Annotated in this window: 18 protein-coding genes; 2 read left to right on the top strand and 16 right to left on the bottom strand. The window is 70.5% G+C overall.

Features of this window, described 5'->3' with window-relative positions:
• Positions 1-6: 6 nt before the first annotated feature.
• Positions 7-7,968: a non-ribosomal peptide synthetase gene (locus tag GPZ80_RS09885; RefSeq protein WP_187219995.1), complete on the top strand. Its 7,962-nt coding sequence runs from the start codon at positions 7-9 to the stop codon at positions 7,966-7,968.
• Positions 7,969-8,073: 105 nt separating this feature from the next.
• Here GPZ80_RS09885 and GPZ80_RS09890 read toward each other — a convergent pair whose 3' ends face one another.
• From GPZ80_RS09890 to GPZ80_RS09965, 16 genes are all read right to left on the bottom strand, one after another.
• The gene (locus GPZ80_RS09890; protein WP_187219996.1) at positions 8,074-8,490 is read right to left on the bottom strand and encodes a hypothetical protein; all 417 of its coding nucleotides are present in this window, start codon (positions 8,488-8,490) and stop codon (positions 8,074-8,076) included.
• A 70-nt stretch (positions 8,491-8,560) separates the two neighbouring features.
• The gene (locus GPZ80_RS09895) at positions 8,561-8,740 is read right to left on the bottom strand and encodes a cupredoxin domain-containing protein (RefSeq protein WP_187219997.1); all 180 of its coding nucleotides are present in this window, start codon (positions 8,738-8,740) and stop codon (positions 8,561-8,563) included.
• Entirely contained in the window at positions 8,737-9,177 is a 441-nt protein-coding gene (locus GPZ80_RS09900) for a hypothetical protein (protein ID WP_187219998.1), read from the bottom strand. The genes GPZ80_RS09895 and GPZ80_RS09900 overlap by 4 nt, the downstream gene beginning before the upstream one ends.
• A 177-nt stretch (positions 9,178-9,354) precedes the next feature.
• Positions 9,355-11,043, bottom strand: coding sequence for a fatty acyl-AMP ligase (locus GPZ80_RS09905; RefSeq protein ID WP_187219999.1), 1,689 nt, complete (start codon positions 11,041-11,043; stop codon positions 9,355-9,357).
• On the bottom strand, positions 11,040-13,769 hold the full coding sequence (locus GPZ80_RS09910; RefSeq protein WP_187220000.1) for an aminotransferase class III-fold pyridoxal phosphate-dependent enzyme: 2,730 nt from the start codon (positions 13,767-13,769) through the stop codon (positions 11,040-11,042). Before GPZ80_RS09910 ends, GPZ80_RS09905 begins: the two co-directional genes overlap by 4 nt.
• Complete coding sequence (locus tag GPZ80_RS09915) at positions 13,766-14,026, bottom strand: acyl carrier protein (RefSeq protein WP_187220001.1); 261 nt, start codon at positions 14,024-14,026, stop codon at positions 13,766-13,768. The genes GPZ80_RS09910 and GPZ80_RS09915 overlap by 4 nt, the downstream gene beginning before the upstream one ends.
• Before the next feature lie 74 nt (positions 14,027-14,100).
• The gene (locus GPZ80_RS09920; protein ID WP_187220002.1) at positions 14,101-14,685 is read right to left on the bottom strand and encodes a 4'-phosphopantetheinyl transferase superfamily protein; all 585 of its coding nucleotides are present in this window, start codon (positions 14,683-14,685) and stop codon (positions 14,101-14,103) included.
• Positions 14,686-14,694: 9 nt separating this feature from the next.
• A complete protein-coding gene (locus tag GPZ80_RS09925) occupies positions 14,695-14,967 on the bottom strand; it encodes a phosphopantetheine-binding protein (protein ID WP_187220003.1) in 273 nt (90 codons plus the stop codon).
• Positions 14,960-15,826: an alpha/beta fold hydrolase gene (locus GPZ80_RS09930; protein WP_187220004.1), complete on the bottom strand. Its 867-nt coding sequence runs from the start codon at positions 15,824-15,826 to the stop codon at positions 14,960-14,962. The genes GPZ80_RS09925 and GPZ80_RS09930 overlap by 8 nt, the downstream gene beginning before the upstream one ends.
• A complete protein-coding gene (locus GPZ80_RS09935; RefSeq protein ID WP_187220005.1) occupies positions 15,826-16,812 on the bottom strand; it encodes an NAD(P)H-dependent flavin oxidoreductase in 987 nt (328 codons plus the stop codon). Before GPZ80_RS09935 ends, GPZ80_RS09930 begins: the two co-directional genes overlap by 1 nt.
• A complete protein-coding gene (locus tag GPZ80_RS09940) occupies positions 16,812-17,639 on the bottom strand; it encodes an aminoacyl--tRNA ligase-related protein (protein ID WP_187220006.1) in 828 nt (275 codons plus the stop codon). Before GPZ80_RS09940 ends, GPZ80_RS09935 begins: the two co-directional genes overlap by 1 nt.
• Positions 17,636-17,881 (bottom strand): acyl carrier protein, encoded by a 246-nt coding sequence (locus GPZ80_RS09945; protein ID WP_187220007.1) that lies wholly within the window; start codon positions 17,879-17,881, stop codon positions 17,636-17,638. The genes GPZ80_RS09940 and GPZ80_RS09945 overlap by 4 nt, the downstream gene beginning before the upstream one ends.
• Positions 17,878-18,759, bottom strand: a complete 882-nt coding sequence (locus GPZ80_RS09950; protein ID WP_187220008.1) for a diiron oxygenase — start codon at positions 18,757-18,759, stop codon at positions 17,878-17,880. The genes GPZ80_RS09945 and GPZ80_RS09950 overlap by 4 nt, the downstream gene beginning before the upstream one ends.
• Positions 18,760-18,797: 38 nt before the next feature.
• Positions 18,798-19,772, bottom strand: a complete 975-nt coding sequence (locus tag GPZ80_RS09955) for a hypothetical protein (protein WP_187220009.1) — start codon at positions 19,770-19,772, stop codon at positions 18,798-18,800.
• Between the two features lie 304 nt (positions 19,773-20,076).
• Positions 20,077-20,403 (bottom strand): hypothetical protein, encoded by a 327-nt coding sequence (locus tag GPZ80_RS09960; protein WP_187220010.1) that lies wholly within the window; start codon positions 20,401-20,403, stop codon positions 20,077-20,079.
• A gap of 74 nt (positions 20,404-20,477) precedes the next feature.
• The gene (locus tag GPZ80_RS09965; protein ID WP_187220011.1) at positions 20,478-22,277 is read right to left on the bottom strand and encodes a carbamoyltransferase family protein; all 1,800 of its coding nucleotides are present in this window, start codon (positions 22,275-22,277) and stop codon (positions 20,478-20,480) included.
• A gap of 312 nt (positions 22,278-22,589) precedes the next feature.
• On the opposite strand from GPZ80_RS09965, the gene GPZ80_RS09970 reads away from it, so the two are divergent.
• Positions 22,590-23,558, top strand: a complete 969-nt coding sequence (locus GPZ80_RS09970) for an alpha/beta hydrolase (protein ID WP_187220012.1) — start codon at positions 22,590-22,592, stop codon at positions 23,556-23,558.
• Positions 23,559-23,562 lie beyond the last annotated feature (4 nt).

A 23,562-nucleotide genomic window follows, 5' to 3' on the forward strand; every position in this document is an offset into this window, starting at 1 on the left:
ACCACAATGCCTGAAGCCGCGCCCGTGATTGCGGACCCCAGCGACCAGGAGCCTTGGCCTGCCGCGGCGGTCGAACTCCTCACTCCCGCGCAACGCTCGAAGATCCTGTTGGAGTGGAACGACACCGACGATCCCGCGCCCGAGGAGACGCTGCCCGAGCTATTCGAGCGGCAGGCGACCAGGACGCCGGACGACACGGCGGTCGTCTTCCAGGGCCGACGGGTGTCTTTCGCGGAGCTCAACGCGCGAGCCAACCAGCTCGCGCGGGCTCTGGTGGAGCGCGGAGCGGGCCCGGAACAGCTCGTCGCGCTGGTGCTGCCCCGATCGGTCGACCTGGTGGTCAGCCTGCTCGCCGTGCTCAAGGCGGGAGCCGCCTACCTCCCGGTCGACATCGGCTATCCGGCCGAGCGCATCGCCTACCTGCTCGCCGACGCAAGGCCCACGCAGCTGCTGACCTCGACCGCGGTCGCGGGCGAATTGCCTGAACTCGCCAAGGCGTCGAGCGGACTGCTTGTCCTCGACGACCCGGCGGTCGCCGACGCGGTGGCGGGCCTGCCGGACTCGGACCTGACCGCCGCCGACGGCAGGGGCCCCCTATCGGCGCTCCAGCCCGCGTACGTCATCTACACCTCCGGCTCCACGGGCAAGCCGAAAGGCGTCGTGGTCTGCCACGGCGGACTCACCAACCTCGTCCACAACTATCAGGTCAACATCTTCGGCCCCACCGGCCGCGGCGAACGGCTGCGGCTGCTGCACTCCGCGTCGTTCTCCTTCGACGCGTCGCTCGGGCCGATCGCGGGCATGGCCGCGGGCCACGAGTTGCACCTGCTCGACGACGAGACCCGCCGGGACGCGGACGCGGTCGCCGACTATGTGGCGGACGAGCGCATCGACTACCTGGACCTCACCCCCACCTACTTCCAGCAACTCGCCGCGGTCGGTCTGGTCGACCCCGGCAGGCACGTGCCGTGCGCGATCAACCTGGGCGGGGAGGCGGTCCCGCAGGCGCTGTGGACCGAATTGGCCTGCCGCGACGACCTGACCGGCTTCAACACCTACGGCCCGACGGAGTGCACCGTCGACGCGCTGTTCTGGCGGATCGCCGACAGCGACCGGCCGCTGATCGGACGCCCGATCCGCAACGCCCGGCTCTACGTGCTCGATGCGCAGCTGCGGGTGGTCCCGCCCGGCGCGACCGGCGAGCTCTACGTCGCGGGCGCGGGTCTCGCGCGCGGCTACCTGAACCGGGCCGCGCTGAGCGCCGAGCGCTTCGTCGCGGACCCGTTCGGCCCGCCCGGGTCGCGGATGTACCGCACCGGCGACCTGGTGACCTGGACCGAGGAAGGCACCATAGACTTCGTCGGCCGGGCCGACGACCAGGTGAAGATCCGCGGCTACCGCATCGAACTCGGCGAGATCGAGACCGTGCTCGCCGCCCATCCCGACGTCGCCCACACCGCCGTGATCGTGCGCGAGGACCGGCCGGGCGCCAAGCAACTCGTCGCCTACGTGACCTCGGAGACGGGCCGGGCGCTGCCGGACATGGCGGTCCTGCGCAAGCACGTCGGCGAGCGGCTGCCCGACTACATGGTCCCCGCGGCGGTCGTCGCGCTCGACACGCTTCCGCTCAATCCCAACGGAAAGCTCGACCGCTTGGCCCTACCCGCGCCCGACCTCGCGGACTCGGCGAGTTCGGCGCGGCCGCGAACGGCCCGGGAGAAGCTCCTCTGCGACCTGTTCGCCGAGGTGCTCGGCCTGCCCCGGGTCGGCGTCGACGACAGCTTCTTCGACCTCGGCGGCGACAGCATCGTGGCGATCCAGCTGGTGAGCCGAGCCCGTCGGGCCGGGTTGCGGTTCGGTTCGCGGGACGTGTTCCAGCGCAAGACGGTCGAAGCGCTCGCCAGGGTCGCCACGACCATGGACCGGCCGGTCGCCGAGCCCGCGGGCGCGGGCATCGGGGCCGTCCCGCCGACCCCGATCATGCACTGGCTGCGCGAATGGACAGCCTCCAGCAAGGAGTACAACCAGTCGATCCTGGTGCGGGTGCCCGCCGAACTCGGCCTCGACCACCTCGTCGCCGCCACCCAGGCGCTGCTCGACAAGCACGACGCGCTGCGCATGCGGATGGCGCACGCGCCCGTCGAGGGCACGCTGTCCGCCGAGATCCCGCCCGCCGGGTCGACCGACGCCGCGGACCACGTCGTTCGCGTCGACGTGACCGGACTGGACGAGCAGCGGCTCGAAGCGGCCGTCGCCGAGCACACCAGGAAGGCCGAGCGGAATCTGGACCCGGCCCGCGGCGCGATGCTGCGCGCGGTGTGGTTCGACGCGGGCCCGAGCGGCCCCGGCAGGCTGCTGCTGGTGATCCACCACGTCGTGGTCGACGGGGTGTCCTGGCGAATCCTGCTCGCGGACCTGGCCGCCGCGTGGGAGGCGGTCACGGCAGGCCGCGCGCCCGAGCTGGAGCCGGTGCCCACGTCCCTGCGACGTTGGGCCGAGGGGTTGGCCGAGCAGGCGACCTCGCCCGCCCGGGTCGCCGAACTGCCGATCTGGACCGACATCCTCGCGGGCGCCGACCCGGTGCTGACCGACCGGCCGCTGGAGCAGTCCCGCGATGTCGCGGCGACCCTGCGGACGCTGACCCTCGAACTGCCCGCCGAGAACACCGCGCCGCTGCTGACCACCCTGCCCGCGGCGTTCCACGCCGGTGTCAACGACGTGCTGCTCGCGGCGTTCACCCTCGCGGTCGCGGACTGGCGCCGCAGGCGCCGGGGCGTCGACAGCGGCGAGGTCCTGATCGACCTCGAAGGCCACGGCCGCGAGGAGATCGTCGACGGCGCGGACCTCTCCCGCACGGTCGGCTGGTTCACCAGCGTGTTCCCGGTCCGACTGGATGCGGGCTCGGCCGACCTGGCCCAGGCGGGCGCCGTCGCCGCCACGGCGATCAAGCGGGTCAAGGAGCAGCTCAATGCCCTGCCGGACAAGGGAATCGGCTTCGGGCTGCTGCGCTACCTGAATCCGGCGACGGGCGCCGAGCTGGCCGCGTCGCCCCCGCCCCAGGTGTGCTTCAACTACCTCGGCCGGTTCCCGGTCGCCGCCGACGCGGAGTGGACGATGGTCGGCGGGCAGGACGTTCTCGACAGCGGCATGGCCGCGGACCTCCCGCTGCCCTACGCGCTGGAGGTCAACGCGCTCACCCGGGACCACGCCGACGGGCCGCGGCTGAGCGCCACTTGGACGTGGGCGGGCGAAGCGCTCTCCGAGGCCGACGTCACCGATCTGGCCGAGTCGTGGTTCACCGCGCTGGACGCTCTCGTGCGGCACGCGGGTCCAGGCGGGCGCACACCGTCGGACCTTCCCCTGCTTTCCCTGTCCCAGAACGAGATCGACCACCTGGAAGCGCGGCTGCCCGCGCTCGACGACCTCCTGCCGCTGTCCCCGCTGCAGGAGGGCCTGCTGTTCCACACGCTGTTCGACGAGGGCGGGCTCGACGTCTATGTCGGGCAGACCGTCGTCGACCTCGACGGCCCGCTGGACGCGTCGGCCCTGCGGACGGCGGGCCAGGCCCTGCTCGACCGCCACTCGAACCTGCGGGCCGGGTTCTGGCACACCGACGTCGCCTCGCCCGTCCAGTTCATCCCGCGCGAGGTCGAGCTGCCCTGGCGGGAGGTCGATCTGTCCGCTTTGGATGAGTCGGTGCGGTCGGACAGGCTTGCCGCACTGCTGGCCGAAGACCAGCGCGGCAGCTTCGACCCGGCGCGACCGCCGCTCATGCGCTGCACCCTCATCCGGCTCGGCCCCGACACGCACCGACTGCTGATCACCAGCCACCACCTCCTGATGGACGGCTGGTCGACCCCGCTGATCACCCGAGACCTGCTCGCTCTCTACGCCTCCGGCAGCGCTTCGCTCCCTTCGGTCCGCCCGTACCGGGACTACCTCGCCTGGCTCGCCGAGCAGGACCGCCCGGCGGCCGAGGGCGCGTGGCGGCAGGCGTTCGCCGGGTTGCCGGAGCCGACCCGGCTCGCCCCGGCCGATCCCGGGCGGATCTCGGTCCTGCCCGAACAGCTGACCGTCGACCTCTCCGCGGACCTGACCGCCGGGTTGCGCGACCGGACCCGTGGGCACGGCCTGACGACGAACACGATCCTGCAGGGGATCTGGGGTCTGCTGCTCGGCAGGCTCACCGGCCGCGGCGATGTCGTCTTCGGCACCACAGTGTCCGGCAGGCCGCCCGAGCTGCCCGACGTCGAGAACATGGTGGGCCTGTTCATCAACACGCTGCCGGTCCGGGTCACCCTCGACCCCCGCGAGTCCCTGATCGAGCTGCTGGTGCGGATCCAGGACCAGCAGGCGACGCTGATGCCGCACCAGTTCCTCGGGCTGACCGACATCCAGCGCCTGGTCGGCTTCGGCGAGCTGTTCGACACCACCACGATGGTGGAGAACTATCCCTTTGAGACCGACGGCGCCGCGGATGGCGGGCTGCGGGTCGCGGGCGTGGTGGACCGGGACACCAGCCACTACCCGCTCGCGGTCGTGGTGACGCCGGGCGACCGGCTGCGGTTGCGCCTGGACTACCGGGCCGACGTGTTCGACTCGGCGGTGGTCGAAGCGATCATGCGCGCGTTCGTCAGGCTGCTCGATTTCGTGGTGACGGAACCGGATCGGCTGGTCGGCACGCTCGACCTGCTGGAGCCCGCCGAGCGGCGCATGGTGGTGGAGGAGTGGAACGACACCGCCGCCGACGTGGCCGTGGCGACTGTGCCCGACCTGTTCGCCGCGCAGGTCCGGCGCGACGGTGCGGCACCGGCGCTGCTCTTCGCCGACCATGTGCTCTCCTACGCCGAACTGGACGAACGCGCGGGCAAGCTGGCCGGGCTTCTCGTGGCCCGGGGCATCGGCGCGGAGCAGTTCGTCGCGGTCGCGGTGCCGCGGTCGATCGAGATGGTGGTCGCGCTGCTCGCGGTGCTCAAGGCGGGTGCCGCCTATCTCCCGATCGACACCGACTACCCGCGCGACCGCATCGCCTACATGCTCGACGACGCCAAACCCAGCCTGGTGCTCACCACCACCGACGTGGCGGACCGGCTGCCGGGCAACACGAACGCCCTGCTGCTCGACGACGCGGGCACCGTCGACCTGATCGAGGCCGAGGGACCGGTGGATGGGTCGCCGGTGCTTCCGCGGCATCCCGCCTACCTGATCTACACCTCCGGCTCGACCGGCAGGCCCAAGGGCGTGGTGGTGTCGCACCAGGGTGTCGCCAGCCTGCTGGCCACCCAGGTCGAGCGGTTCGACGTCGGCCCCGGCAGCCGGGTGCTGCAGTTCTCCTCGGCCAGCTTCGACGCCGCGTTCTGGGAGCTGTGCATGTCACTGCTGTCCGGCGCCGCTCTGGTGGTGGCGCCCGCGGACGAGTTGCTGCCCGGTGAGCCGCTCGCGGCCGTGCTGCGCGGGCACCAGGTGACGCACGCGACCATCCCGCCGGTGGCGCTGGCGGCGATGCCCGCCGCCGACGACCTGCTCGCGGGTGGCACGCTGGTGGTGGCGGGCGAGGCGAGCGCGACCGAGCTCATCGCCAGGTGGTCGCGCGGCCGGCGGGTGATCAACGCGTACGGGCCGACCGAGTCGACGGTGTGCGCGACCATGAGCGCTCCGCTGAGCGGCACGCTCACCCCGCCGATCGGCAAGCCGATCACCAACACCCAGGTCTACGTGCTCGACGCCAACCTGCTGCCGGTCCCGGCCGGGGTGCGCGGTGAGCTCTACATCGCCGGCGCCGGGCTCGCCCGCGGCTACCTGGGCAGGCCGGGCCTGAGCGCCGAACGGTTCATCGCCAACCCGTTCGGGCCGCCCGGTTCCCGGATGTACCGCACCGGCGACCTCGTCCGCGCGGGTGCCGACGGCGAGCTGGTCTTCGACGGCCGGGCCGACCACCAGGTGAAGATCCGCGGCTTCCGCATCGAACTCGGCGAGGTCGAGTCGGTACTCGGGCGGCACCCGCGGGTGACCCAGGTGGCGGCGATCGTGCGCGAGGACCGACCCGGCGTCCGGCAACTCGTCGCCTACGTGGTTGCCGGCGGCGGACTAGAAATTGGTGAGTTGCGCAAGCACGCCGCCGAGGCGCTGCCCGACTACATGGTTCCCGCCGCGTTCGTCACGCTCGCCGAGCTGCCGCAGACGCCGAACGGCAAACTGGACCGCGCGGCGCTGCCCGCCCCCGATCTGTGCACTGTGGCCAGTCATCGGGAACCGCGGACGCCTGCCGAGCGGACCCTGTGCGCACTGTTCGCTGAGGTGCTCGGCCTGCCCAGGGTCGGTGTGGACGACAGCTTCTTCGATCTCGGCGGCGACAGCATCGTCTCCATCCAGTTGGTCAGCCGAGCCCGCAAGGCGGGCATGGCGCTCACCCCGCGCGAGGTGTTCGAGCACAAGACACCGGAGTCGCTCGCCGCGGTCGCCCGTCTGGTCGACGCCTCCGTCGCGGTCGTCGACAACGGCGTCGGACTGGTGTCTCCGACGCCGGTCATGCGCTGGCTTCGGGATCGCGGCGGCCCGATCGGCGAGTTCACCCAGTCCATGCTGCTGCGGGTGCCCGCCGCCCTCGGCGAAGACCACCTCGTCGCGGCCGTCCAGGTGATCCTCGACCAGCACGACGCGTTGCGTGCCAAGCTGATCGAGGCCGACTGGACGCTCGAAGTGCCCGCTCCCGGCGCGGTCCGCGCGCGGGACCGGGTACGGCGGGTCGACGTCTCGGACCTCGACGACGCGGGCCTATGCGCGGTCATCGCCGAACACACCAGGCAGGAACCCGCCCTGCTCGACCCGGCGGCCGGTGAGCTGGTACGGGTCGTGTGGTTCGACGCCGGGGCGGACCGGGCCGGGCGACTGCTGATCACCGTGCACCACCTGGTGGTCGACGGCGTGTCCTGGCGCATCCTGGTGCCCGACCTCGCCGCCGCCTGGCAAGCCGTCTCGGCGGGCCGGACGCCCGCGCCGCAACCGGTCGGCACCTCCCTGAAGACCTGGTCGCGCCTGCTCAGCGAGGGCGCGACGGAACGGGTGGCCGAACTTCCACTGTGGACACGGACGCTCGACGGCCCGGATCCACGCCTCGGCGCGCACGCGCTCGACCTGGCCGAGGACGTCATCTCCACCGTCCGGGACATCACGGTCACACTGCCGACGGACCGCACCGCGCCCCTGCTGACCACGGTCCCCGCCGCCTACCACGCGGGAGTCAGCGACGTGCTGCTCACGGGGCTGGCCATCGCCGTCGCGGACTGGCGGCGCAGGCGCTCACACGGCGGCGACGGCACGACGCTCGTCGACCTTGAGGGCCACGGCCGTGAGGAATCCGTCGGCGGGGCCGACCTTTCCCGCACGGTCGGCTGGTTCACCAGCCTGTACCCGGCCCGTCTCGACCCCGGCGTGCGCGACTGGGCCGACCTGTGGCGCGGCGGCAAGGAGCTTGGCCGGGTGCTCAAGCAGGTCAAGGAGCAACTGCGCGAGCTTCCCGACAGCGGCATCGGCTACGGGCTGCTGCGACACCTCAACCCGGACACCGCCCGGGTGCTCGGCGAACTGCCCGAACCGCAAGTCGGGTTCAACTACCTCGGCCGGTTCCCGGTCACCGCGGACTCCACCGACTGGTCCGCGGCGCCCGAAGCCGAACCGCTCGGCAGCAGCGCCGACGGCGAGATGCCCGCCACCCACGCGCTGGAAGTCAACGCACAGACCGAGGACCACCCGGACGGGCCGCGGTTGGTCGCTACTTGGTCTTGGCCGCGCAGGCTGCTCACCGAACCGGATGTCCGCGACCTGGCACAGACCTGGCTCCGGGCGCTCGACCTCCTGGCCGGGCTGGGCGACACGCCGGACTCGGGTGGCCACACACCGTCCGACCTGATGGTGACCCTGTCCCAGGAGGAGATCGACCTGTTGGAGGCCGACTGGCTCACCACCTGACCGGCCATCAGCGTCGGCCCGAAGGTTCGCGACGGAAGCTCGACCTCGCTGCGGGCTGGTCTGGGAATGGCCGGACGCCTGACCGCGTCCCCGGTGGGTGAAACGTCAGGCGGTCGCCGCGTCGCGGGCGGTTCGGTGCCTGGAGACGAGCATGGCGGCGGCGGCCGTGACGGTCGAGACCGCTTCGGCGATCGCGCTGATGGTCTTGTCGCCGTACCAGGCGGGCTCGTACATGTTGGGGAAGGGACCGATCGCGCCGAGGTCGACGTACACCGATGCGACGACGGCGGCCAGCGACGCCGCGGACACGACCAGCGCGAGCGCGGTCACCGCGCGGTGGGCGGTGATGAGGACAAGGACCGCGGCGAGGGCGGCGACCGAGGCCTGGACACGGAACAGGGTGCCCTGGCTGATGTCGGCCCCGTTGGTGGCGTAGGCCTCGGCGAGGTCGAAATGGATGTAGGAGCTCACGGCCAGTCCGGCGGCGGTGAGGATTCGCAGGAACAGTCCCGGACCGAACATGGTGTCTCCAGGCGGGTGGGGCCGGGGCCTGCCGACGACGTCGGCAGGGAGCCGGGGCTGGTGAGCATGGCTATCGAACGGTGACGCGCCGGTCATGTAGCCCGTCACCAAGGTCTTCGGAGCCGAAGGACTTGTCGATTGCCGTCACGTTGTGTTCGGCCGAGTCCTCGATCCGCCAGATCACCTTCGTCCCCACCGGCACGGTGAGCGACTGGGGCCTGAAGGTGAACTGATCGACCCGCGCGGTCACCGCCTGCCGGTTGCCAGGATGACGAGGAACTGGCCGCCACCCGGTTCGACGTTCGCGGTCACCGGCAGCCCCGGCACCAGCCGGGAGAACCGGTCCACCAGCCACTGCGCGGTCTCCTGCGCGTCCTGCCTGGTCGGGCAGCGGGCGACCATTTCGCGGCCCCCCTTGCGCTCCAGCCTGCCCGCGACGGTGATCAGCGGCGCGGGCTCGACCACGTGCAGGCGGTCCGGCCAGGCGATCACCACCTTGACCGCACCCTTGCGCGTGTTGCACCCGCGGTGCGCGAGCCGCTCCGCGACCTTGGCTTTCCGGTCGGCGGTGCGGCTGTCGACGCTGGGCCCCCGCGAGTCGTTCACCGACATGTCGGCGTCGACCGGCTCGTCGCACACCCAGCACCGCCAGCCATCACGCTCGGCCACTTCATCGAGGAGACTCATCCGAGCAAACTAGCCTGCTCGTCCGCCGTCGGGCCCACCGCGCCCGGTGAGCGCCGCACCGGGCGCGGTGACCGGGAGGCCACCTCGGGCCGACGACCGGATTCAGGTCGGTCGAACCGAAGTGGCGCGTGGGCCTGCGACCGTCCACTTGGGAACGGTCAGCTCGGCCCGCGCCAGTCAGGGACGTGTCCAGCCATCGACGAACCGCCCGCGGGTGAGCGAGCGCTGCACCTTCCCACTGGTGGTCTTCGGGATGCTGCGGCGCGGCACCATGTGGATCGCGATCGGCGGCACGCCGGTGCGCGCGCTGACCGCGGAGCGAATCGACGCCCGCAGGGTGTCGTGGTGTTCGGCCTCAAGCTCGGTCTCGACCACCAGGTGCAGTTCCTCGGAGTCGCCGTCCTCGGCCAGGTACCCGACGGCGACGACACCGCCGAGCCGGACACCGTGCACCGTCTCGGCGGCCTGCTCGAAGTCCGACGGGAAGTAGTTCGCGCCGCGGATGATGACGAGGTCCTTGGCGCGGCCGGTGATCCGCAGACTGCCGTCGCGCAGGTAGCCGACGTCGCCGGTCTTCCACCAGCCCGGGCCGTCGAGGGCCTCGGCGGTCGCCCGCGGAAGGTCGAAATAGCCCACGGTGCGCGACGGCCCGCGGAACTGGATGTGGCCGATCCGGCCCTCCCCCAGTTCGGTGCCCTGGTCGTCGACGATCCGGAGGTCCGTGCCCACCACCGGGGCGCCGCAGTCGACGACCCGCAAGGCGTGGGGGCTGTCCGCCTCGACGTCGACCACGCGAGCGTCGGCCACGGCGGCTTGGCGGTCGATCGTGTCGTACCTCATCGGCTCGGCGGGTGGCGTCATGGTGATGCCCAGGACCGCCTCCGCCATCCCGTAACAAGGCACGACGACGTTCGGCCTCAGGCCCCACTTGGTGAAGCGATCCGTGAAGCGCGCGATCGTGGCGGGGTTGATCGGCTCCGCGCCGCAGAACACCATCCGCCACGACGACAGGTCGACGCCCTTGAGGTGCTCGTCCTTCACCCGGTCGGCCAGGTAGCCGTAGGCGAAGTTCGGCGCCGCGGCGGTCGTGCCGCGGAAGTGGCTCATCAGGTGCAGCCACTCCGCGGGCGCGCGCAGAAACCGCGTCGGTGGCATGACCACGCCGCCGCCGCCGGTGTAGATCGGCAACATCAGGCCGGCGACCAGGCCCATGTCGTGGTAGAGCGGCAGCCAGCTCACGCTCACGTCCTCAGCCGACCAGCCGGTGGCCAGCGCGAGCTGCTCCAGGTGGGTGATCAGGTTGCCGTGCGAGACCATGACGCCCTTGGGCGCGCCGGTCGACCCGGAGGTGAGTTGGATGAACGCCAAGTCGCCCGGGCCGGGCAGGTGCACGGGGTGGGGCGCCACCTGCGCCGCGGCGGCCCGCGCGACCAAGGCGTCGCCGTCGATCAGGACGGTGTCCGCGAGCTCGCCCGCCGCCTCGATCATGGCCGCTGTCGTGACGATCGCGGCAGGCCGCAGGTAGCCGACCAGCTCCTTGAGTTGGCCGTCGAAGCCCGCGGTGGCGCCGAACGTGGTCGGCAGCGCCACGGAGGCCGGGGCGGCGCCGCACACCTGGGCGCCGAAGAAGGCCGCCGCGAACGGCCACCCCGCGGGCAGACAGATCAGGATCCGGTCACCTGGTCCGACACCGTGCTCGGCGAGGATCGCCGCGCTGCGGGCCGCGAGGTCGAACACGGCGTCATAGCGCCGTGGCTCGACCCGTGCGGGCTCCGGCACCATGGTCAGCTCAGTCGTCGACCCGCTCTCGGCCAGAGCGACCAGTGCGTGGACGATGCTCTGGTGACGCGGGTGTAGTGCGGTCATCGAATGCGCTCCTCGATTGTGTCGCTGGACCCGTTGACGAACCACGGCCGCACAGTCACGTCATCGGCGACAACGCGGGCCGGATGCAGCCCGTGCCGCGCGGCCAGATCCCGGGCGGCTTGCACGCCCGCTACGGAAAGGCCTCCGTACGAGGGACTCGGAGTCCGCGGCTCGAAGCCGAGCAGAATCGTTTCGGCCATGCACGAGTAGACGATCCCGGGCGGGAGGGTGATGCCCGGGAACCGCGGCGCCTGCCCGTCGGGAAGTTGGATCCGGCCACCGGACACCAGCGTCACGTTCGACAGGTTCGCCACCGCGGGGTGCACGTCACCCGGCACCGCGAGGTCGCAGACGAGGACGTCCCGGTCACCCGCGAGGTGGTTCGGCAGGATCACCGGGTCGGCCGAGTTGGTCGCGCTGACGACGGTCGGGCAGTCCCGCAGGGCGGCCATGTCCTCGGCGATGGAGACCTCGGTCAGGTGCGCCAGCCGCTCGGCGACGCGGGCCAGCCGACGGCCGGACCCCGGCCTGCCGACCAGCACCAGCGCCTCGCAGTGCGGGGCGATGAGTTCGGCCATGACGGCGCCGATGTTGCCGAGGCCGCCGACGAGCCCGACCCTGCGCTCCCCTGGACCCGCCTGGGCCAGGTGCCCGCGCACCAGGTCGTAGGCGCAGGCCGCGGTCAGCGAGTTGCCCGAGGTGACCCTGACCTCGTTCTCCACCACGTCGCGCCCGGCGCCGGTGACGATCGAGGTGTAGCCGCCGAGACCGATGGCGTCGGCACCGAGCCAGAACCCGAGGTCGACGGCGTCGAGCACGGTGCGGCGCAGCCAGGCCCCGTGGCCGGCGCGCTGTCCCTCAACCGCCTGGGCCGCGGTGAACGGCACGGCCACCAGGTTGACCTCGACCGCCCGGCCGGTATCGGAGAGGATCCGCCGCTGGACGACCTCGAACGGGCCCAACTCGCCGCAGATCCGGTCGACAGCCGCCTCGCACTGGTCCTCGGACCAACTCGCCAACTCCGGCGCCAGGGCGCGCAGCGAGGTCGCGGTGTCGAGGTTCGCGAGGAACACGACCCGGGGCACGTCCTCGTTGCGGCCGTCGCCGGGCCGCCGGTTCCCGCGCGGGTCCGGAACGTGCTGGCGCGGCCGCCAGGCGCCGGTGGCCGGCACGGTGAGGTGGCCGAGCAGCGTCGCGTAGTCACCCTTGGCCAACAGGCCCGCCGCGTCGTCGAACGCGGCGACGACCCGGTCGATGTCGGCGGACTCCAGCAGCGCGGAGGGCTGCACGCGCAGCGTTTTCGTCGCGGACAAGGTGGGGATGACGCGGACGCGGTGTTCGTGCAGCATCCTGCCCGCGATCAGGAAGCCGAGCGTCTCCGCGTCGAACACCTGCTTCAGCAGCGCGGAGTCCGGCTTGGGCAGCCTGAACTCGACACCGAGGAGCAGCCCGCGCCCGCGCACCTCGGCGATGGCCTCTGGCCAACGCTTCGCGACCTCGGTGAGCCGCTCCCGCAGCTCGGCGCCGACCTCGGCGATCCGGTCCCGGTACTGGACGGAGAGGTCAAGACCCGCCAGGGCCACCCTGGCCGACAGGTCGTCGTCGGCGAAGGTCGAGGTGTGGTGGCGCCCGAACTCCGCGATGTAGTGGTCCTCGGCGACGAGCAGCGCCGAGATCTTGGCCAGGCCGCCGCCGAGGGACTTCGAGAGCAGGTAGTAGTCGGCGACCACGCCGGACGGCTCGGAGGCGAGAAACGTCCCGGTGCGGCCCATTCCGCACTGGATCTCGTCGAACACCAGGACCGCGCCGTGCCGGTCGGCGAGTTCGCGCAGCGCGGCGAGCGTCGCGGTCGGCACCTCCCGCACGCCTGCCTCGCCCTGGATCGGCTCGACGAAGCACGCCGCGACCGGCGAGACGTGGCGGGCGGCCGAATGCGGCACGCCCGCGGCGTCGACGGTGACCGTGTCCAGGCGCACCCGCACGGGGTCGAGCGCGGAGACGACGGAGCGTGGGGCCCAGTCGTGCAGCCGGATCCGCTTGGGACCGTGGACGTGCAGGTCCTTCGGCACGTTGGCGCCGTGGGTCAGCGCACCGGCCGCGGAGGTCTTGCCGTGGAACGAGTCCCTGAGCGAGACGAAGATCGGCTCGGCCTTGCCCATCGCCTCCACACACGCGATGGCCTCGGCCACCACGTCACCGCATGGCCGCCCCCGCGCGGGGCCGTCCGCGCACGGCAGGTCGTCCACACCGTCGCGCCGCAGCCCCCGCAGCGTCTGCTCGAGTTCCTCCCGCAGCGCGCCGAGCCCGCGGCTGTGCTCGACCGACGCGTGCTTCACCGCGCCCTCGACGGCGTCGGCGCCGGTGCTGCCGAACGTGACGACGTAGCTCGCCCCGGTGGACGCGCCGACCATCGCCGAGAGCCGCTCGGCCAACTCCCCCGCCCACGGGCGGACGCTTCCCTGCGCGTTGAACGGCAACCGCTCGTCGAGGCCGCGCCGGGCGACCTCGACAAGTGCGGGGTGGTTGTGGCCGAACAGCGAGGCCCCCGCGCCGCCGACCAGGTCCAGCACCCGCTCGCCCGTCGCCGGGTCGTCGGCGCAGGCGGGGTGCTCCAGGGTCAGGTAGTCACCCTGGCCCGCCCGGTAGGTGACATCCAGGTTGAGCGCCCGGAAGAGCCTGGCGAGTTCGGGCCGGGTGTGCCGGGCGAAGCCGTTGGGAGCGCTCATTTCTCCGGGTGTCCTTGTCCGACCGAAACAGTCAGCGCCGCGGTGACGGTGGCCACCACGTCCCGCAGGGTCACCATCGATCCCGCCTGCTCGTCGCTGATACTCACGTCGAACCTGTCCTCCATCTCCACGATGAGGTCCACGGAGCGGACGGAGTCGAGTCCGTAGTCCACAAGCCGGCGGTCCGGGTCGAGTTCGGGCAGTTGCAGCCGCTGACGGAACAGCTTGTCAACGACATCGAAAATGTCGCGATCCATGGATTGCTTCCTCTCACCCGACTCCACGCACACTGCTTGGCCTCTATGGGCGCGGCCGAACACGACGGACCGCGTCACCGCCGTATCGCCACGGCGAGCGATAGACGCGGCTCAGACCGGACCCACACCGGCACGGACACACCTCGGTAGGACGCGACGAGCGTCGCGTCTGTCTGGTCCAACTCGATCCACCAGAACAAGAACTGATCCGGCCCACCAAGGCCGCCCCCGCCACCCAGCGAGCAGAGAGCCTTGAAGGCCGCCTCCTTCGCCGCGAACAGGTCCCGCGCGCTGTACGCCCCGGCGGGCCTCAGCAGCGCGGCGCGCTCCCGGTCGCGCAGGACGAACCTGGCCACGCGGGGACTGATCACGGCGTCCTCGATGTCGACGCCCACCGCCTCGGCACCCGGGACGACCACCGCCACGGCCACCCTGTCGGTGTGCGCGATGGCCCCGGCGAACCCTGGGGGAAACCTCGGCCTCCCATCGGGTTCACGCGGCACAACCAAGTCGGTGGACCCGGACTCGGCCAAGGCCGCCGCGACCGCGGCTCGCCCGGCCGCGGACTGCTCGTCGCGGCCGCGCGGCGGCCGCACCGGGCGCCACTGGAAGTGCGCACCCGGTGCGACCCCTTCCGGAACCGTCAGTTGGAGCGACACCGCCGTCCCCTATGCGGGCAGGGACGCGACGTGCCCGGCCAGCGAGCTGATCGAGCGCAGCGCCTCGGGCGCGACGTCGTCCTGCCACTCGAAGCCGAACTCGTCCTCCATGGCCACCAGCAGGCTCACCAGCGCGGCCGACGAGACTCCGCCCTCGCGCAGCGACACGGTGTCCGCCAGTTCGGTCACGAAACTGTCGGGGCCGAACATGTCCAGCAGGAGCGCACGGATACGCGCCCTGGCCTCGACCACCGAATCGGACTCGGCGACTGGATCAGGCACCGGCTTCGGCTTCCGCGACGAACTTGCGGACGATCGCCTGGAAGCCCATCGCGTCGTCGAGGAAGGGCAGGTGGCCCGCGCCGGGCATGATCTCGTAGCCGCCCTTGGGAAAGTGCTCGGCCAGTTCCCGGGCACCGGTGTTGCTCAGCAGGATGTCGTCGTCGCCGATGACGACCAGCGCCGGGCACTGGATCTGCTTGAGCAGCTCGGGGCTGGTCTCGCCGGTCAGCGCCAGGTTGAGGCCGTTGGCGAGGTCCTCCTTGGTGGACAGCGCGAGGAAGCTCTCCCGCAGGCCCAGGAAGCCGGGGGTGCCGAGTTCCTCGTTCATGTCCGCGCCGAACACCTCGGGGTAGAGGTGGTTGTACAGGGCGGCCATGCCGTGGTTCTCCAGGGTGAGCAGCCACGCGCGCTGGATCTGGCGGTGCCTGCGCATGCCCTTGGGACCCAGAGCGGGCCCGGCGAGCACGATCCCCGCCACCCGGTCGGGGTAGGTCAGCGCGATGTCACGGGCGAGGACGGTGGAGATCGAGGTGGAGACCAGGTAGGTCTTCTCGACCTGCAGGGCGTCGAGCAGGGCGATGGCGTCGGCGGCGTGCTGCGCCCAGGACGGGTAGGTCTCCGGGTGGGTCGACTGCCCGTGACCCGCGAGGTCGTAGCTGATGACGCGGTGGTCGTTGGCGAGGTCGTCGGTGAGGACACGCCACGTCGGGGTGGTCATGAAGAAGTTGTTGAGGGTGGTGACAACCGGGCCGTCACCGGTCGACTCGTAGTAGAGCTCGACGCCGTCGCGGACGCGGACCTTGAGGGTGTCCTCGCGGTACTTCAGGTCGAGCCGTTCGAGCACGTCGGAAGCTGACATCATCGTTCCTTTTCTGTTTCGGCGACTTCATGGCCCCGCAGGACACGGTCGAACGCGGCGACGATCTCGGCCGCCGAGGGTTCACGGGTGATCGCGGCGCAGGACAGGCCGCAGTACATGGCCATCTCCTCGACGCGCCCGGTGGTCGAGTCGGTCGGCACCGCGGCGCTGAACCGCGGCACCAGGAACGACTGGCCTCCCACGGTCGTGCGGCCGATGAAGTTCTTGGCCTGCAACGGGTTCGCCGTGACGGCGGTGGACAGCACCCGGTGCCGCCGGTTCGGCCAGCCGATCTCGTAGACACCGGTGATCACGGTGTCGGCTCCCGAGGCGCCGATCACCGCCTGCTTGAAGTACGGATGCGCCGCCGACTCGCGCGAGACGACGAACGCCGTGCCGAGCAGCACTCCGTCGGCGCCCGCGGCCAGCGCGACGGCGGCGTCGCCGGGCGACCCGATCCCGCCGGAGGCGACGACGCACGCGTCGGGCAGCCGGTCGCGCAGCCGCGCCACCAGTTCATCGCGCGGGTCGTGGCCGAGCAGGTGTCCGCCCGCCTCGACGCCCTGGGCGATCACGACGGCGCCGCGCTCGGCGGCCCGCACGCCGTCATCGACCGTGCCGACCTGGACCACGAGGCGCCTGCCCGAGGCGGCCACGCGGTCGAACACGGCGTCCTCGGGCATGCCGAACAGCGAGACGTACACCGAGTCCGGAGTCTCACCGAGCAGCTGCTCCAGTTGCTCGGTGAGCTCGTGGGCGCCGACGACCTCGGGGATGAAGTTCACCCCGACCGGCTTGTCGGTGGCCGCGGTCAGCCGCTTCAGCATGGTGGAAAGGTGCTCGCCGACCAGCTTGTAGCCGCCGACGCAGCCCGCCGCACCCGCGTTCGACACCGCGGCCGCGAGCTCCGGGCCGGAGACCCCGCCCATTCCCGCCAGCAGCACTCCCACCTCGACGCCGAGCGCCTCGGCCGCGGTGGTACGCATCAGCCCAGCGCCTCGACAGCGTCCAGCGCGGCGACGGCGCTGCCGAACCGGTCGGTCAGGGTGTGGATCCACCGCTCCAGGCCGAAGGCGAGACAGCTGGTGTGCGCCGTCTCCTCGCCAGCCCGGATCGAGCAGCGCTCGCCGAAGAAGTTCCGGTGGTAGTTGACCGAGCCGATCGCCAGGCCGTTGACCACGAACTCTTCCTTGACGGGGAACAGCTTCTGCATCTTCGCCTTGCCGCTGTTCTTGTCGAAGAACGGGTCGTTGGCGACCTCGATGCCGTACTCGATGCCCAGCTCGACGAGCAGCGCGATCACGGCGTCCTTGGCCCGCGCCAGGTGCGCCTTGGCCGCGTCCTCCGGCCCGACGCACACGATCTCGCGCATCGTGAAGCCCAGCAGCCGCTGCAGACCGTTGTAGTGGTCCTCGTTGCGGAAGCAGGTTCCGACGGTCGTGCGCATGACGCCCTCGGCGGGCAGCACCGTGCCCGCGAGGTCGACGTAGATCGAGTAGCAGGCCGCGGACGGCAGCGCGAACGCGGTCGGCTCCATCACCTCCGGGACGACGCGCTCCACCGGCCGCTCCGCGCCGGCCAGCGAGGCGCTGAGCCGCGCCGGGTCCAGCCGCACCGCGGCCAGGCCCAGGTGCGGGAAGTTGTCGTAGTAGTCGAACTTGTCCAGGTCCGAGCACCTGATCAGGTGCGGGTACCGGAACTCCGGGGCGTTCCATCCGGCCGCGAGCCGCAGGAACACCGCCTCGATCGCGCGCAACAGCCGCAGCTGGTCTCCGTCGAGCACTCGCAAGCCGTTGTCGGTCGCCGTGGTCATCGCACCGCCTCCCGCGTGAAGAACCGGGCCTCGATCGCCGTCAAGGTCCGAAAGTCGTCCAGGTCGAGGTCCTCGGGGTCGATCGACTCGCCGGTGAGTTCCTCCAGCAGGAAGATGAACTCGACGAAGGCCAGCGAATTGATGGCCCGGCTGTCGATCAGGTCGAGGTCGTCGGACAGGGTGTCCATTGTGGAATTGCGCTGCAGGATGAAGTCCCGGACCGCCCGCATCTGGTCGTTCATCGCTTGACCAGTTCCCGGCCGACGCCCACTTTGGACAGGAACTTCCTGGTGCGCTTGAGGATCTGCTCGTGCGCCGCCAGCCGCGCCGGGTGTTCGAGCGCGCGCCTGCGCAGGGCCAGGGCGTCCGGGATGCCCGCGTCGCGGTATGCCGCCGGGTTGTACAGGGTGCCGATGCTGTAGGTCAGGTAGCTCTCGAGGTACTCCGCGACCAGCGGCACCTCGTCCGGGTCGCGCTTGGCCACCTGCTCCAGCAGGTTCACGAAGATCATGCGGCCGAAGGCGACGTGCCTGCTCTCGTCCTGGTGGTGCACCCGGTTGATCTCACGGGCGATGACCGGCAGGCCCATGTCCGTGGCCATGTGCGCGTTGTAGTGGTCGACGATCTCCTCGAAGATCAGGATGCGCGCGAACACGATCAGCTCGCGGGCCACCGCCGAGAGGTGCTCGACCGAGTCCGCCCGCAGCGACGGCTGCGCCGGGTAGAGTTTGCCGCCGTAGCGCAGGCAGAACTGCGCGAAGAACCACATGTGCTCGTTCTCCTCACCGATGAAGTGGTGGAGGAACTCCGAGACACCGGCGTAAGTGCGGTCATGGATGCGCATGACCACCTCGCTCAACAGCTCACGGATGCCGTGGATGTTGAGGCTGAAGAAGTTGATCGCCTCGTACCTGGTCAAGGCGAGCTGCTGCTCGCGGGTGAGCTCGTCCCACATGGGGGTGCCCGCCAGCGTGGTGAGGCTCTCACTCATCCATGGCTTGTCCGGCTCGATGGCCTCGGGCCAGTCGAACATCGTGTACGGGTTGTAGTAGCCCGACTCGGCCATCAGCTCCAGCCGGTCCAGCGCCAGGTCGATCGGCTCGATCTCACGTACTGCCATCTCTACTCTTTCCTACGGAGTGGCTCGACATTCCAGCGTCACCGCGTCGATCGGATATCCGCACGCACATGGACCGGCTCCGGTGAACCGCAGTCGTGGTAGCCGAAGGAGGCGTTACCGGAGGCGGTGGACGGGATCACCTTGTTGTAGACCGATCCCTGGCACAGTTCCTGGAAGTCGCCGGTGTCGGGCGACAGCCGGGCGGCCAGCTGGGCCTTGGCGATGTCGACGGTCTTCACCGAGCCGTCGTCATCGGTGACCTCGACGCACGCGTGCGGCAGGTCGAGGGCCCCGCCCAGCACGCCGCAGAACCAGCCGCGCTTGGCCTCGGCCGCATAACCCGCGTCCCGGAACCGTTGCGCCAGCAGCAGACTCGCGGCGATGCAGCTGGTCGCGCCCAGCCCGTGCACCAGGTCGGGGTCGGCCTGCATGGCGATGGGGATCATCTGCCAGCGGTAGCCCGAGTCCAGGTAGTCCCGCACCAGGCGCCGCAGTCGCGGCGCGACCAGCGGCGTGCGCGCGCCGGTGGTGGTGACGGTGGCCGAGTACTCGCCGGACGACGCCGCGCTGGGCCCGATGACCTCGTGCACCTCGACGCGCCCGCCGAAGCGTTCGACGTCGGGCGCCTCCAGCCGCCACGGCGCCTCGCCGCGACAGTCCACACAGTCCATCCGGACCCGGAAGTCCCAAGTCTTGTCGCGCAGCAGGTCGTCCATCGACCTGGTGGCGAACCGGAACAGCATGCGGAAGGCGAGTTCGGGCTGCGTGTTCCCCTTGCCGGAGTACATGCCGAGGTTGTAGAGGTCGTTGACGTCGAAGTGCCGCACCCCGTCGCGGTCCTCGAACGGCAGGCCCGCGTCGACCAACCGGTCGAGTTCGGCCTGATCGCAGCGCAGCATCTCCCGCGCCACGGTGTCGGACTGGGTTTTGTGGGAGTACTCCGCGGGAACGAACTCGATGGAATCCGCCACCTGTTCCCAGTGCGTGCTCGCGGATGCGGCTTGCAACGACACAGTCCCTCTCCCTGGGCAGAACGAAAGCCGACGATCACTGATTCGGACACCGGCGGCAAATGGTCCAGTTGATTACGAGAGCATTCCGTCATCCCCTATGAGACGGACCAACCGAACGATATCGACCGTACCAGCCGGACACGAAGCGGCAACAGATCAGTTCCACATGGACGCCCATGTGTTCCACATATACGAATTGGAGAAACGATTCCTCACCAGCGCGGCCGGAATGCATCCGACCAGAGAGCGGGTCGCGGCGATCTTCGCCGACCGGACCTCATCCACGCGACGGGTGCGGGTTGATTCAGTCCTCGTCGACGTGGCGCCCGCGGCCATCGACCACATGTGGCACGCGATGCGACCCGATGCGCTCCCGGGCGGCCCACTTGGTCGCCTCCACCGTGCTGCGGGCCAGTCCGATGGCGTCATGCAGGAGCTCGGTGTGCGAGTGGTCGCCGTTCACGCTGTCCTGCTGCGTCCGCAGCAGGGCGGCCGCGCAGTTCAGGGCGTCGCACGCGGCGCTGACCTCGGGAACGCGCCAACCGCGCGAGCCCCGCAGTTCCACGGCGAGCTTTTCGAGCAGTTCGACGGCCGACGCGAAGTCCGCGGCCGCCTCATGGGCAGTGCTCATGGGCCGGACCTCATCACCTTCCCGACCTGGGCTGGGACGCCGCGGCGCGGCGTCCCAGCGATCCGGTCACGTGGTCACGCGGACTTCTCGATCTTGGTGACGAGGTGGTTGCCGAGCAGCAGGTAGTCGATCTCGGTGCCGAGGAAGCAGTTCACCGCGTCGGCCGGGGCGCAGACGATCGGCTCGCCCGCGACGTTGAACGACGTGTTGATCAGGCAGGGCACGCCCGTCAGCGAGGTGAACTCGCGCAGCAGGGCGGCCAGCCGCGGAGTCTCCTCGTCGGTGAGGGTCTGCACCCGCGAAGTGCCGTCGACGTGCACCGCGCCCTGGATCTTCTCGCGGTACTCCTCCTTCACCGGGAAGACAAAGGTCATGTAGGGCGAGGACTTCTTCTTGCCCAGCTCGAAGACCTTCGCCGCGTCCGACTCGAGCACCAGCGGCGCGAACGGCCGGAACGGCTCCCGGTGCTTGACGCGCAGGTTGATGACGTCCTTGATGTCCGAGAAGCTCGGGTTCGCCAGGATGCTGCGGTGACCGAGGGCGCGGGGACCGTGCTCCATGCGGCCCTCGAAGTAGCCGACGATGACCTTCTCGGTCAGCAGCTTGGCCACCTGGTCGACGACCTCGTCGTCGGTCAGCCTGGTCCACTCGACCTTGCCCGCGAACTCCCGCAGGGCCGTCTCGATGGCGTCTTCGTCGTACTCGGGGCCGAGGTACGGGGTGACCGACTCGGGAGCCTTGACCTCACCCTCGGCCGCGGGGTCGTTGACCCAGGCGTAGACGGCGGCGCCGATGGCGATGCCGGTGTCGCTGGCGCCGAAGCTGACCGACATGTCCTCGAAGCGCGACTCTTCGAGCATCGGGGTGTTGTTCAGGCAGTTGAGCGCCACACCGCCCTCGAACAGCAGGTGGGGCAGGTCGGTCTTCGACTCGAGCGCGCGCAGCTGGTGGTTGGTGACGGCCAGCAGCATCTCCTGCGCCGCGGCGGACACCGTCGACTGGTATTCCAGGGTGTCCTGGAACGGGCCGAAGTGCTGCTCGAACAGCGGCTCGAAGCTGCGCGGGTTCTCCAGGTCGTGCTGCTGGCAGAGGGTGTAGCGGCCGCCATCCTCCAGCTTGACGACGTGCTCGAGGAACGGGTTGGGCGACGGCGCCTCGCCGTAGCCCGCCATGCCCATGACCTTGTACTCGTCGTTGTTCGGCACGAAGCCCAGGAAACGGGTGATCGCGGAGAACAGCATGCCGATCGAGTCGTGCGCGGTGACCATCTGGTCGTCGAACAGCTTGATCTTGCCGTCGCGGATCTCGCCGACCACCGACGAGAACAGCTCGGCGCGGCCGTCGCTGATGAGGAACGCCGCGTCCTTCATGCCCGCGAAGTACCAGCCGGTGGTCGCGTGGGCGAGGTGGTGGGGGACGAAGACGACCTTCTCGCGGTCGGGGGTGAAGCCGGTGCGGGCGGCGAAGTCGGCGAGGATCGCCTCCTGGCCGAGGACGTGCACGAACAACTGGCCGATCTTGTTCAGCCTGCCCAGCTTGTCCAGCGGGGCGAGCGGCTGCATCGCCAGGTCGAACAGGGCGGCGTTGAAGACGACGTCGTTGAAGCTCCACGGGATGGCGATCAGATCGATGTCCTCGAACTTCACGCCCGCGTGGTCGAGCACCCACTTCACCGAGTTGATCGGGAAGTCGGAGGTCTTCTTCTCCCGGTTGAGGCGCTCTTCCTCCACCGCGGCGACGAGTTCACCGTTGACCAGCAGCGACGCGCCGGCGTCGTGGCCGAGACCGTAGTGTTTCTCCTTGCCGACCGCGTCATAGTGCTCGGCGAAGATCTCAGCGCTGCGGGAGAAACCGTTGCACCCCAAGACAATCATGACCAATGTTCCTTCTCTGTCGCACTGGGTCGCGGGCACACTGACGGCACGGAACGCGCCGTGCGGCAAGGAGCGACGAATTCATCACGAAGATAGACTTCAGCGCACGTCAAATGGAGCGGACATACTCGATTCTAATTCCCAGCCAGGCTACCAGCACAAAACTCGCACCAGCAATGTGAGAACCACACCATTGCGGATGCAGTCCTCACGCGCGGACCGAGTTCGCAACCTTACACCGAGGGCAAAACATATATTTGCGGATAAGCGAAACGAGATCCCTTTCTGAACCACTCCGCACAAGGGGCCACCATGCCTTTGGACCGCATCCTCCGCAACCTGATCACCTGGCAGCGCGCGGACGGTCCGCCGACGCCGATGCGCGAACTGTCCATTGAGGACGCCCGCGCGCGGTACCTGGCGAACGCGGTCCGCCCGCGTCGCGGCCCCGCGGACACGGTCACCACCGTCGACCGGACGGTCGAGACCACGGACGGTTCGTCGATCCGGGCGAGGGTGTACCACCCGGACACGGCGCCGAGCATGTCGCTCACCTTCCTGCACGGCGGCGGCTGGGTCGTCGGCGACCTCGACAGCCACGACTGGGCCGTGCGCACCACGGCCTCGGCGCTCGGCGCGGTCGTGGTCGCCGCGGACTACCGGCGTGCGCCGGAGTTCCCGTACCCGGTCCCGCTGTACGACGCGATCGCCGTCGCGCGATGGACCGCCCAGGAGTTCCCGGGTCTCCCGCAGGTCCTCGCGGGCGACAGCGCGGGCGCGCACCTGTCGGTCGGCGTGGCGCTCGACGCGCGCGACAACGACGGCCCCCGGTTCGCGGCGATGCTGCTGCTGTACCCGCCGACGGACCCGAGCCTGCGGCTGGCCGCGGCGGGCGAGTATCCCGAGGGTTACCTGCTGTCCGTCGACGACATGGCCCACCACTACGACCTCTACGTCCCCGACCCGGCCCGGCGCGGCGACCCCGCGGTCGACCTGCTGAGCGCGGACCTGCGCGACCTGCCGCCCGCGGTGGTCGCCACGGCGGAGTTCGACCCGCTGCGCGACGAGGGGATCGCCTTCGCCGAGCGGTTGGCCGCCGCGGGTGTGCCCGCCAGGCAGGTGCCCGGCCCGGGACTGGTACACGGCTACTTCCTGATGCAGGACGTCGTGCCCGCAGCGGCCAAGTGCGCCCAAGGGGTGCTCGACGAACTGACCGCGATGCTGGCCGCGCCGCATGAGGACGCAGCCGCCGCGCGGATCGATCCGGTTCCGGGTCGCTGATCCG

Origin of the sequence: Actinokineospora xionganensis (assembly GCF_014323725.1) — a bacterium.
Lineage (GTDB): Bacteria > Actinomycetota > Actinomycetes > Mycobacteriales > Pseudonocardiaceae > Actinokineospora > Actinokineospora xionganensis.